Below are 12,076 nucleotides of genomic sequence, written 5' to 3'. Positions count from 1 at the left end.
CAATTAATTCTGATCCAAACCGGTGACGGTGCGCAGCTCTTGCTGGTTGACGCTGACACCGAGGTCCTTTTGTAGGCGGGCGACATAGGCGATCGCGACGTCCTCAGGCAGCATGTCGGCAAACTTCGCCTTGATCTGCGCAACATCGTTCGATGCGGGGTCCAACGGCGGGGTGGAGGTGCCCGTCACTTTGAACAGCATGCGGCCATCCTGGACCGCAGCCGAGCCCGCGCCGCCGACCGGCAGATCGAAGACTTGAACCCTCGCCGCGGGGACAAGCTCCGGGGACCCGGACCGCTTGGCGTCGGCGACATGTTTGATCTCGACATTGCCGGCTTTGGCGGCGATATCGGCAAGCGACGTGCCGGCATTTAGCTGCTGCTCATCGTCCTTGGCCATCTTGGCGAGTTGCTGCATGATCTCGTCGGTGCGCCAGGCAGCCTCCACCTCGGTCTTCACCTCGGACAGCGGCCGGTCGTGGGCCGCGTCAATCTTGTCGACTTCAAACCAGACATAGCCCTGGTCCTTGGTGTTCAACGCCTCATTGTCCGCGCCGACGTCGCTGGCGAACACCGCTTTCAGCACCGACTGCTTGGCGACGAAATCGGGGATCGGCTTGCCGTCCCTGTCGAGGCCTGTCGCCGTGCTTGCGGCAATATCGGTCGTGGTCAGCCCGAGCTCCTTGGCGATATCGGCCAAGGGCTTGCCGGAAATGCGCATGTCTTCGATCTTGTCGTGCAGACCTTGTACCGAATCGATCGCCTTTTTCGTGGCGAGATCCCGTTTGATGTCTGGTGCGACATCGGCAAAGCTGCGTGTGACGGCGGGTTCGACCTTGCGCACTTGAAGAATCGCGGGACCAAGATTGGAGTTCACGACGTCGCTGATACCGCCTTCGTCCAGTGAGAAGGCGGCGTTGGCGATATTGGCGTCGATGATATCCGCCTTGGCGTGCGTGCCCAGATTGACGTCCTCGGGCTTCAATTGACGCTCAGTGACGATGTCATCGAAACTGCTGCCGGCTTTGATCTTCGCCGCGGCCGCTTGGGCGTCGGCGAGGGTCGGGAAAGTGATCTCCCGCAGGTCGCGCCTTTCGGCGACCTGATATTTGCCCGGATCTTTATCGAACTGTTTCTGGGCGTCCGCGTCGGAAATGGAATTCGGGTCGGCGATCGTGGCGGGCGTCACGGCGAGCGTCACGAATTGGCGGTATTCCGGAGCGGCGAAAGCGGATTTCCGCGAGTCGTAATATTTTTGCAGCGTCGCATCGTCAGGCGGAGCGATCGTGCCGACAAGGGACGGCGACAGGATGATGTAGTCGACGCTGCGGGTCTCCGCCGCATAGCGATAAAGAGCACTGACCGTGACATCGGGCAGCTTCATGCCGCCGACCAAGGCTTGCACCAACTGAGCGCGCAGATAGGCGGCCCGCTGGTCTTGCACGAACGCCTGTTCCGACATCCCGGCATTCTGCAGGATCTGCTGGAAGATGCCCTGGGTGAAGCGGCCATCGGGACCGGCATAGGCCGGATCGGCGGCTATCGCATGGGCCGTGTCTTCATCGGAAAGCGCCAGCTTCATAGTCTTAGCAGTCTGATCCAGTGCCGCATCCGTCAGGAGCTTGCTCAAGACTCGCGTGTCGACGCCCATTTCATGCGCCTTCGCCGAGGTGATCACCTGGCGCGCCTGGGTTTGCAACTGGTTCAAACTGCGTTGGTAAAGCCGCTGGTACTGTTCCGTGGAGATATCGGTGTCGCCCACTTTCGCAACATTGCTGCCGCCGATGTGCCGGACGAGTTCACCCACGCCGGAACCCCAGATACCGAAAGCGATAGAGATGAACCCCATGGCGACGGTCAAAAACAGTTTGCCGAGCCAATTGTTGCTAACCTTCCTAAGACCTTCGAGCATTGTGTTCCGATCCGGACCTGATCAAACGTGACGCGTCGCGGGCGCCCCTCATTCCACGCGGGTGAACGGCAGGCCATAAAGGCAAACGCACGTTTTGCATAGTGTGCATCAGTCTGCTAACCCGTCATCGGTCAAAATTGAAGGGAGCTTTCGATGAATCCGCGTCCGCTTGTCGCCGGCAATTGGAAAATGAACGGGCTGAAGGCCGCCTTCGCCGAATTGTCCGCCATACGTGACGCCGTCAGCCAGTTCCCAAAGGAAAATGTCGATTTTGCGATCTGCCCGCCGGCGACCCTCGTTTCTGCAGCCGCAGACATGACGCGCGGCACGCGACTCAAGATCGGAGGGCAGGACTGCCACACCAAGATTTCCGGTGCGCATACGGGCGATATTTCTGCAGCCATGCTGGCAGATGCCGGGGCGGCCTATGTGATCCTGGGCCATTCGGAGCGCCGGGCCGATCACCACGAAAGCGATGCTTTAGTGCGCGCCAAGGCGGAGGCGGCGATTCGCGCGGGTCTCGTGGCCGTTGTCTGTGTCGGCGAGACGAAGGATCAGCGGGTGGCCGGTGACACGCTCAAAGTCGTCGAAGCGCAGGTCGACGGTTCTCTTCCTCCCGGCGCCACCGCAGATAATCTGGTCATCGCCTATGAACCCGTCTGGGCCATCGGCACCGGACTGACGCCGACCGCGGCGGATGTCGCTGAAGTGCACGCCTTCATCCGCGCGCAGCTCAAGCGCTTGGTGCCGGATGCGGCGGATGGCGTGCGCATTCTCTACGGTGGATCGGTCAAGCCGGCCAATGCCGCAGAGCTGATGGCGGTTGCCAATGTCAATGGCGCTCTGATCGGCGGCGCGAGCCTGAAATGCGACGATTTCATTAGAATCGCAGCCGCTTACAAGTGAGGGCGCCTCATTTCGCGAGGAAAAGCGCGCTTTGCGGCGCGCCGGGGAAGAGCAACGTCTGAAGTTCCGCGGCGCGCTCGGCAAAGCCGTGGGCTTCTTTCGGATAGAGCTGCTCGGCCAAGGCAAGTGCGCCGACGAGGCGGTTGATGGACGGCGGCTTTTCGAGAATCGGGTAAGGTAACCCACGATCGATCAGGAACCTGGTGCCCTCTGGCAAGGCGCGGCGCAACGGACTATCGAATGTCGCCGCCGTCGAATCCGCCAGAATCACCACTTGCGGCGCAAACCGCACGACATCGTCGAGACTCACCGTCATAAAAGCGCCGTGACCGGCAGGGGTGACATTCTGCGCACCGGCGAGTTCGATCGCCTCGCTCAGGCTTGAACCGGCGCGGACGGCCTGTAGGCCGTCGACCCCGCGCGCATAATAGACTTTGATCCGCTCGGCCGGCGCCAGGGCCTGCAAACGGCCCAATGCCTGCTGGCTCGCGGCTGCAATGGTTTCCGCGCGCTCGGACTTGCCCAGGATAGCGCCAAGTTTGCGAACCATATCAGGCTGATGCGTCAAACTGCCGTCAAGCAGCAGATAGGGGACGTGCAATTTGTCCTGCACCATGTCCGCAAGATGCGCATAGTCGGCGTTCACGTCGCCGTAATCGACGATCAGGTCGGGATGGCGGTCGGAAAGCCGGACAAAATCGTCATCGGACAATTTGCCGGTAATCCGCGGCACTTGGCCGAGCCCCGGTAAGCTTCGGGAACGGCGCCGATCTGATCGGCGCGCCAGGGTTCGACCAATCCGGCGAGCAAATCGGGCGCGAGCGCATACAGCAGCACATCGGCCGGTGGTCCGGCCGGTACGATATGGGTCACATGATCCGGCACATGGACGGTTCGCCCGGCCGAATCCGTGACGTCGGCGCAAAAGGCCGGACCGGAAGCGAAAACCAGCAAGCCGGCGACAATCAGCGCACGCACGCGGAGGGCTGCAGCAAGTCTCATCACAGAGGATCTGCCTAATGCTGGTCCACGGCGACCATGACATCGGAAGCTTTCACGACCGCATAGGCCTGTTTGCCCTTCTCGAGTTTCAGCTCGTCGACGGACTGATTGGTGATCGAGGACGTCACGATCGTGCCGTTCACATCGATCCGGACGTGTGCCGTCGTCTGACCTTTGACGACATCGACAATCGTGCCTTTGAGCACATTACGAGCACTGATCTTCATGCGATTCTCCTAACATAAAACGTGAGTATATAATCATACATAACTGATTTATAAATAAATTCGGCTTGTCATCAAGGTCTTATACGCAAGGGCGCGCATCGGCAACTAGTCTTGCAGAATGCGGCTCAGAAAACCGATGGCGCGCAGGAAATTCCAAAGCGACCCCTCCGGTCGCGCGGAGATTAGCTCAGCCGCCGTTCACGGTCATCCAAAATGAAAGACGGCCATAGCCAAGCCCACTTGTATCGTGTAGAAGCCGCCCCAATATTTGGGGGCGCAGGCCGTTCCCGTGCCAAAACTCCATGGATTTTGAATGTTACAGTCCGTATTGATCGTTATCCACCTGATGGTGGTGGTCGCCTTGGTGGGCGTCGTGCTGTTGCAGCGCTCGGAAGGCGGTGCGCTCGGGCAGGGCGGAGGCGGCGGCTTCATGACGGGCCGCGGCCAGGCGAACGCCTTGACGCGCACAACCGGCATTTTGGCCGCGATTTTCTTCATTACCAGCCTGTCGCTCGGCATCTTGGCGAGCCGCAGCCGTGCGCCGTCGTCGCTGTTCAACAATCTACCGCAGACGTCGGCCCCGGCCTCGCCTGGCCAGCAAGACGACAAGTCGCTTTTCGACAAGCTCAACGAGCAGAACAAGACACCGGCGCCGCAAACACCTGCTGCTCCAGCGGCGCCGGAGGCGCCAAAATCCGAATAAGCTGAATGGCCGGTCACCCCGGCCATTTTCTTGAGACAATGAACGCGCGATCAGGGCTGGCCGCGCGTGTGGATTAATTGGGCCAAGTCGTTTTTTTGATCGACGAATCGGCGTGAAAGGAATAGGGGTTAAAGCCCATGGCGCGGTATATTTTCATCACTGGCGGCGTGGTATCTTCGCTCGGCAAAGGGCTTGCGTCGGCGGCCCTCGGAGCTCTTCTACAGGCACGCGGATATTCGGTCCGCTTGCGCAAACTCGACCCCTATCTGAACGTCGATCCGGGCACGATGAGCCCGTATCAGCACGGCGAATGTTTCGTCACGGACGACGGCGCCGAGACCGATCTCGATCTTGGCCATTATGAGCGCTTTACCGGGCGCCCGGCGACGCGGCAGGACAACATCACCACTGGACGCATTTATCAGGAGATCATCGCCAAGGAACGGCGCGGCGATTACCTCGGTGGCACCGTGCAGGTCATTCCCCATGTCACGAATCACATCAAGGATTTCGTGCTGGAAGGGAACGAGGACGTCGACTTTTGCCTCATCGAGATCGGCGGCACCGTGGGCGACATCGAGGCGCTCCCGTTCTTCGAGGCGATCCGGCAAATCGGCAACGAATTGCCGCGCCATCATGCGGTCTACATTCATTTGACGCTGCTGCCCTATATTCCGAGCGCCGGAGAATTGAAGACCAAGCCGACCCAACATTCGGTCAAGGAGCTTCGCTCGATCGGTATCGCGCCCGACATCCTTTTGTGCCGGTCGGACCGCGAGATCCCGAAGGAAGAGCGGCGCAAGCTCGCGCTCTTCTGCAACGTGCGGGAAAGCGCGGTGATCGAGGCGCGCGACGTCTCGACGATTTACGATGTGCCGCAAGCCTATCACGAAGCCGGCCTCGATCAGGAAGTCCTGGCTGCCTTCGGGATCGAGCCGGCGCCGAAGCCCGATATGACCCGCTGGAAAGCCGTGTCACGCAGCATTCATAACCCGGAAGGCGAAGTGACGATTGCGGTCGTCGGCAAATATACCGGCTTGAAGGACGCCTATAAGTCGCTGATCGAGGCGCTGGCGCATGGCGGTATGGCCAACGGGGTCAAGGTCAATCTGGATTGGATTGAGGCCGAGATTTTCGAAGGTGAGGACCCGACCAGCCATCTGCAGCACGTGCATGGTATTCTCGTGCCCGGCGGCTTCGGTCACCGCGGCGCCGAGGGCAAGATTCAGGCTGCCCGGTTCGCGCGCGAACATAAAGTGCCGTATTTCGGCATCTGCTTCGGCATGCAGATGGCGGTGATCGAGGCGGCCCGATCGCTCGCCGGTATCCCCGAGGCGAATTCCACCGAATTCGGGCCGTGTCCAGAGCCAGTCGTTGGACTGATGACCGAATGGATGCACGGCAACCAGTTGGAGATTCGCAAAGAAGGTGGAAATCTTGGCGGCACCATGCGGCTTGGCGCCTATAAATCGGATCTAGCGCCAGGCTCGCGTATTGCGCAGATTTATGGTGACACATTCATTTCCGAACGGCACCGCCACCGCTATGAGGTCAATATGAGCTATCGGGAACGGCTGGAGGGCAAGGGCATGATCTTCGCCGGCACCTCGCCCGATGGTCTGTTGCCCGAAACCGTGGAATTTCCGGATCATCCCTGGTTCATCGGCGTGCAATATCATCCCGAATTGAAGTCGCGGCCTTTCGAACCGCATCCGCTGTTCGCGAGCTTCATTCAAGCGGCGAAAGTGCAAAGCCGTCTCGTTTGATCTCGACGGGCTCCGGCGATTGGCATGGGGCTCGCGCTCGCACGCAGCATCTTGAATGTGCGTATTTTGGCGTTAGGGTTTGATGTCACCCGACGGACCCAGCCATGCCGCGCGCCCTCGACCATCTCGTGCTTGCCTCCCGCACTCTCACTGCGCAGGCGGATCTCTACCGCCGCATGGGTTTTACCGTGGGGGTGAAGAATCGGCATCCGTGGGGAACGGAGAACCAAATCGTGCAGCTGCACGGGGCGTTCCTAGAGCTGATTTCGACGGGTGACGGCTATCGTCCGCCACAGGACATCGACCTGCACACCTTTTCGTTTTCGGCCTTCATCGCTCATTTCATCGAGAATCGAGAAGGTTTCGCGATGTTGGTGTTGCAGTCGCAGGACGCCGAAACGGATCGGGCGAAGTTCAAACAGGCGGGAATTGGCGATTTCGAGACGTTTCATTTCGGTCGCAAGGCGAAGCGACCGGACGGTAGCGACACGGAAGTCGCCTTCACCTTGGCTTTCGCGCAGTCCAAGCACATCGACGAAGCAGGGTTCTTCGTCTGCCAACAGCATTTCCCGCAGAATTTCTGGAACCCGGCCTTCCAGACCCACGCCAATACAGCGCAGGCTATCGCGGGCGTGATTCTCGTCGCCGAACAGCCTGGCGCGCATCTTTCGTTCCTGAATGCGTTCGCCGGAACGTCGGCTGACGCAGCGCCCATCGACACGGGAGGCGGGCAGATTGCGGTGTTGTCTCCCGCCGAATTCGCTCAAAACTATGGCGCCAGCGAGAGTCAGCCGCGAACGTCGCCGTGGCTCGCAGCTTACCGGATCGCGGTGTCTGATCTCGCCCAATGCGCTTCATCATTGGCGGACGGCAAGGTCGTCTTCAGCGAGTCGAACGGCTGGCTGATCGTGCCCCCGCTGGTCGCATTTGGTGTCACGATTGTGTTTGAAACGGTTGTAGGTGCCGACAAAAAATGAAGCTGTGCGGGGCAAGAATTTAGTTTAAATCTATTTCGTAATAATAAGAAATTTATGATGAAAATAGCCTAATTTCTAGGCCAATCTAAATCGCCTTTTAGGGCGTAAGTCGGGAGCTGCCGCAAAAATGTCGCAATCGGAGTGCGTCTTGCGGCGACTGTCTTGTGCAAATTGGGCAGAACGGATGCGCGCAACACGGGTTGAGTGTGCATTTACGCAGCCTTGTTAAGGCTTTTGAAACATGAATGGCGCAAATGTTTTGACGTCGCAGGCTTTGCCTTACGTCTTCGCCAAATCGGGGTGGATTTATCGCCTTGAATTCGAGTTGAGGGGCTTTTGCCGATGCGGTCCAGTTGGATTTCGAGTATCGCGTACCGCTACATGACGATAAAGACTTTTGCTCGTCCAAGCGTGCATTTTGCCGTTTCTCCGCTTCCATCGGGAAAATCGGCCCTGCTGGTGACAGGTATCGTGATGGCATGCGCGCTTTCCGGCTGCGCCGACCAGCCCCGTTCGTCGCACTCCAGCCATAGCAAAGAATATTTTTCTTCCAGCGTTTATGGCCGGGCGTCCGAGCGCGTCATTGCTGACGGACAGCCGGTGCCGAAGGGCGGTGGTCAATATTTGGTTGGCCGGCCTTATTCTGTTGCCGGTCGCATGTATTACCCGAGTGAGAAGGACTCGTCCTACAGCGTCACGGGCCTTGCCTCCTGGTATGGCGACGCGTTCCATGGCCGCCGCACCGCCAACGGCGAGATCTATGATAAGGATGCGATCACGGCGGCCCATCCGACCATGCCGCTGCCGAGCTATGTCCGCGTCACCAATTTGCGCAACGGCCGCTCAATCATTGTACGCGTGAACGATCGCGGCCCGTATCATGGCGGCCGCGTGATGGACGTATCGTCGCGCGTGGCCGATTTGCTCGAATTCAAGAATATCGGCACGGCGACGATCAAAATGGATTATATCGGCCGCGCCGAGATGGACGGATCGGACGACAGGGTTCTGGCCGCCACCTTGCGGACCGACGGCACGCCGGCACATATGGACGGCATGCCCGAGGCACCGCGGACCATGGTCGCAGAGAATCAGGACGAGCAGCCGGCCGCACCGCCTCCGCCTCCCGTTTCCCATCTGCCCAAACCCATCCCAGCGCCGGCACCGATCGCTCCGCCACCGGTTCGCACCGTCTATGTCGCGCCGCCCGCGCAAACCGCATCGGCCGAGGACGAGCCCGTATCGGAAGCTAGGCCAGCACCGCCACCACTCCGCGCACCGCTTCCGCCGTCGCGCCCCTTCGATGTCGGGGCGATCAAGATGGTGGTGCAACCGCCGCCGCCCAAACCCACTCTGAAGGGCAAGCAAAACGGCATTTCCGAGCTACTGAACAAGCAGCAGGCGGGCAAGAAAAAGCTGCTGCCGGAAGCCAAGAAGCACAGCTCCGCCAGCCTGTAGCCGATCCCCAGCGGCGAGATGCGGCGACGCCATTGCGCAGATGCGAAGTCTGTGCATGATGGCGGCATGAAATTTGGATTTCGCTTCATTTTTCAGGCGCGAAGGGCGGGACTTTCCCGATTTCCGGCCGCCAGATTTCTTTTGCTTTCCTGGCTGATCGTTCTGTGCTGCATGACGTTTGCTGCGCGCGCGCAGCAAACCGTTCAGACCAGCGCGCCAAGCGCGATCCTGATGGATTACGATACGGGCTCGGTCCTTTTCGAGAAAAATGCCGATGACCTCTGGACACCCGCCTCGACCGTCAAGGTCATGACCGCGGAGATCGTCTTTCAGGCGCTGCAAGAAGGTCGGCTGCATCTCGATGACGAATTCTCGATTTCGGAAACCGCCTGGCGGGAAGGGGGCGCGCCGGCGCACGCGTCCGCCATGTTCGCCGCCCTCAACAGCCGCGTTCGGGTGGAGGATTTGATCCGTGGCCTTTTGATCGACTCCGGCAATGACGCGGCCATTGCCCTCGCCGAAGGTATCGCCGGATCCGAGGGCACATTCGCGACACTCATGAACCGGCGCGGGCGTGAGCTCGGTTTGACCCGGTCGGTCTTCACCAATCCTTGGGGTAAGGACGATCCGGACCAAAAAGTGACTGCACGGGAGATGGCGCAACTCGCCGCCCATGTCATCCGGACCTATCCCGACTATTATAAATATTTCGGCGAGAAGGAATTTACCTGGAACAAGATTCATCAGCTCAATCGCAATCCGCTGCTGACGATGGATCTTGGTGCCGATGGGCTCAAAACGGGCAATATCGATGAAAGTGGCTTCGGCCTCGTCGGTTCGGCGGTTCAGAGCGGGCAACGGCTCATTCTGGTGATGTATGGGTTGAAAAACGCGACGGATCGGCAGAACGAGGCCCGTAAGATTCTGCTCTGGGGTTTTCGCTCCTTTGAGGCGCGGACGCTTTTCGAGGCGGGGGACGAGGTGGGCAGCGCCCGGGTCTATGGTGGCGCGTCGAGCGATGTCAGGCTCGTGACCGATCAGCCGGTTAAAGTTCTGGTGCCGGTCGGCTCGACGGAAAAACTCACGGCCAATATCGTGTATGACGGCCCCTTGGTCCCGCCTGTCGAGGCCGGACAGGCGCTCGCGCACCTTCGCGTCTATCGTGGCAAAATCGAAATGGTGAATGTCCCGCTGAAGACGGCGGAACGAGTCGAAGTTGGTCCATTGCAGCGGCGGGCGCTCGACGCGGGCCTCGAACTGGGTCGGTCCCTCATTCAAAAATATCTGTATAAGCGGTAGTTTATGGCCGATCCGCATCATCAGGGCAAATTCATCACGCTGGAGGGCGGGGAGGGCGCGGGAAAATCGACCCAAGTCCGCGCCATCGCCGAGCGTCTGGCAGCCCGCGGGATCGAGACCCTGACGACGCGCGAGCCCGGCGGCTCGGCCAAGGCAGAAGAGCTGCGCGAAGTGATCCTCTCGGGCTTTGCCAAGCAATTTTCGCCGATCGGCGAAGCGATGCTGTTTTCGGCGGCGCGCATCGATCATCTCGACCAAACGATCCGGCCGGCATTGGCTCGCGGCGTCTGGGTGGTGTGCGACCGCTTTATGGATTCAACGCAGGCCTATCAGGGGGCGTTGGGCAATATCGATCCACGATTGATCAAGGCGTTGGAGCGCGTGGCGGTTGGACCGACCCGCCCCGACCTGACGCTCATTCTCGACCTGCCGGCGGAAATTGGTCTTGCCCGCGCCGCGGCGCGGCGCAAGAAAGGCGCGGCTGCCGATAGGTTCGAGGGTGAAGATCTCGAATTTCATCAAGCGCTCCGCAAAAGCTTCCTCGAGATTGCGGCAGCCGAACTCGAGCGCTGCGCCGTGATCGATGCCGCACAAGACGTCGATCAGGTCAGCGCGCAGATTTGGGACGAGATCAGACGCCGCTTGTTGAAGGAATCCGTTTGATGGCACCGCGTAAAGAAATCGAGGCGATGCCGGAAAGCGACCAGTTCGGCGAGGCGCCGCATCCGCGCGACACGCTCAGTCTTTCCGGCCACCAAGAGGCAGAAGTCCAGCTTTTGGACGCCTATCGGTCCGGCCGCTTGCCGCACGCCTGGATCCTTGGCGGCAAACAAGGCATCGGCAAGGCCACGCTGGCCTGGCGTTTCGCGCGCTTTCTGTTCGTCAACGCAGACCCGGCAGCGCCGCAGGTCGTATCGGCCATGGACCTTTCTGTGCCGCCCGACCATCCGATGGTCCGGCGGATGAACGCGCGCGCCTTGAGCGATATCAGCACGATCCGGCCGGAATGGGACGCGAAGGGCAAGAAGTTCTTCACCGGCATTCGTGTCGACGATGTGCGGCGGACGTTGCAAATGTTTCAGCAGGCGGCTTCCGCCGGCGGTTGGCGCGTCGCCATTCTCGATAGCGCCGAGGATCTGAACAGCGCCAGCGCCAATGCCCTGCTGAAGGTGATCGAGGAGCCGCCGCCGAAATCCCTGTTCCTGATCGTCGCGCACCGCCCGTCGCAGATCATCCCCACCATCCGTTCGCGCTGCCGCAAATTGCTGCTCAATCCTTTGAGCGTGGCGGAGGTGACCCGCGCGCTGCAAGGCGTCGACGAGGTCTGGTCCGCGCATGATGAGGGAGATCTGCGCGCCGCCGCCGAGCGGTCGGGCGGATCGGTGCAAGAGGCGCTGAAACTGCTGGACGGCGAGGCTCTCGCCTTGTTGCGCGAGGTTTCACGCCATCTCGAGCACTTGCCACGCGTCGAATGGCTCGCGATTCATCGCCTCGCGGAAAAACTCAGTTCGCGCGACGCGACCGCGGATTTCGAAACCGTCCTCGCCGCCGTCTTCGATTGGCTCGACCATCAGGTGCGGGCAGGGGGCCAGCAAAGGCCCGAAGCTTTGGCGCCCTATGCCGAAGCCTGGGAGAAAATCCGCGCCCAGGCGCGGGAAACGGAAGCGTTGAACCTCGACCGACGCCCGCTGATTCTGTCGATTTTCACTGATCTGGCCGCGGCAAAAGCGGCGTAGCTCCGTCGCCCCTGCCCGAATTTTTTCCTTTATACTGGTCGGCCGAAGCCCTATCTGTCTCCCCATCCCATTCGATGTTTGAAGGTTGCCA

12 protein-coding genes are annotated in these 12,076 nt (G+C 60.3%); 8 read left to right on the top strand and 4 right to left on the bottom strand.

The window, feature by feature from the left end; translation table 11 throughout:
* Positions 1 to 3 precede the first annotated feature (3 nt).
* Positions 4 to 1,911, bottom strand: a complete 1,908-nt coding sequence (locus tag V9T28_RS10000) for a peptidylprolyl isomerase (RefSeq protein ID WP_116398820.1) — start codon at positions 1,909 to 1,911, stop codon at positions 4 to 6.
* Positions 1,912 to 2,064: 153 nt separating this feature from the next.
* Between V9T28_RS10000 and tpiA the strand changes: the two genes are divergently transcribed.
* On the top strand, positions 2,065 to 2,817 hold the full coding sequence (gene tpiA, locus V9T28_RS09995; RefSeq protein ID WP_116398819.1) for a triose-phosphate isomerase: 753 nt from the start codon (positions 2,065 to 2,067) through the stop codon (positions 2,815 to 2,817).
* Positions 2,818 to 2,824: 7 nt separating this feature from the next.
* On the opposite strand, the gene V9T28_RS09990 is transcribed toward tpiA, so the two are convergent.
* Genes V9T28_RS09990 through V9T28_RS09980 form a run of 3 tightly spaced genes read right to left on the bottom strand, consistent with a single transcriptional unit; the run spans position 2,825 to position 4,046 of the window.
* Entirely contained in the window at positions 2,825 to 3,529 is a 705-nt protein-coding gene (locus tag V9T28_RS09990; protein WP_158554685.1) for an ABC transporter substrate-binding protein, read from the bottom strand.
* On the bottom strand, positions 3,481 to 3,819 hold the full coding sequence (locus tag V9T28_RS09985; protein WP_158554684.1) for a hypothetical protein: 339 nt from the start codon (positions 3,817 to 3,819) through the stop codon (positions 3,481 to 3,483). The genes V9T28_RS09990 and V9T28_RS09985 overlap by 49 nt, the downstream gene beginning before the upstream one ends.
* 14 nt (positions 3,820 to 3,833) lie before the next feature.
* Positions 3,834 to 4,046: a TOBE domain-containing protein gene (locus V9T28_RS09980; protein WP_116398817.1), complete on the bottom strand. Its 213-nt coding sequence runs from the start codon at positions 4,044 to 4,046 to the stop codon at positions 3,834 to 3,836.
* Positions 4,047 to 4,359: 313 nt separating this feature from the next.
* On the opposite strand from V9T28_RS09980, the gene secG reads away from it, so the two are divergent.
* From secG to V9T28_RS09945, 7 genes are all read left to right on the top strand, one after another.
* Positions 4,360 to 4,749, top strand: coding sequence for a preprotein translocase subunit SecG (gene secG, locus V9T28_RS09975; protein ID WP_116398816.1), 390 nt, complete (start codon positions 4,360 to 4,362; stop codon positions 4,747 to 4,749).
* Between the two features lie 137 nt (positions 4,750 to 4,886).
* Complete coding sequence (locus tag V9T28_RS09970; protein ID WP_116398815.1) at positions 4,887 to 6,515, top strand: CTP synthase; 1,629 nt, start codon at positions 4,887 to 4,889, stop codon at positions 6,513 to 6,515.
* Positions 6,516 to 6,619: 104 nt separating this feature from the next.
* Positions 6,620 to 7,492, top strand: a complete 873-nt coding sequence (locus V9T28_RS09965) for a VOC family protein (RefSeq protein WP_116398814.1) — start codon at positions 6,620 to 6,622, stop codon at positions 7,490 to 7,492.
* Positions 7,493 to 7,873: 381 nt separating this feature from the next.
* A complete protein-coding gene (locus V9T28_RS09960) occupies positions 7,874 to 8,950 on the top strand; it encodes a septal ring lytic transglycosylase RlpA family protein (protein ID WP_116398813.1) in 1,077 nt (358 codons plus the stop codon).
* Between the two features lie 66 nt (positions 8,951 to 9,016).
* Positions 9,017 to 10,249, top strand: a complete 1,233-nt coding sequence (locus tag V9T28_RS09955) for a D-alanyl-D-alanine carboxypeptidase family protein (protein ID WP_445242160.1) — start codon at positions 9,017 to 9,019, stop codon at positions 10,247 to 10,249.
* Positions 10,250 to 10,252: 3 nt separating this feature from the next.
* Positions 10,253 to 10,912: a dTMP kinase gene (gene tmk / locus V9T28_RS09950; protein ID WP_116398812.1), complete on the top strand. Its 660-nt coding sequence runs from the start codon at positions 10,253 to 10,255 to the stop codon at positions 10,910 to 10,912.
* Entirely contained in the window at positions 10,912 to 11,985 is a 1,074-nt protein-coding gene (locus V9T28_RS09945) for a DNA polymerase III subunit delta' (protein WP_116398811.1), read from the top strand. The genes tmk and V9T28_RS09945 overlap by 1 nt, the downstream gene beginning before the upstream one ends.
* Positions 11,986 to 12,076 lie beyond the last annotated feature (91 nt).

Source organism: Methylovirgula sp. 4M-Z18 (assembly GCF_037890675.1).
GTDB lineage: Bacteria > Pseudomonadota > Alphaproteobacteria > Rhizobiales > Beijerinckiaceae > 4M-Z18.
This window is presented reverse-complemented; position numbering and strand designations above follow the sequence as displayed.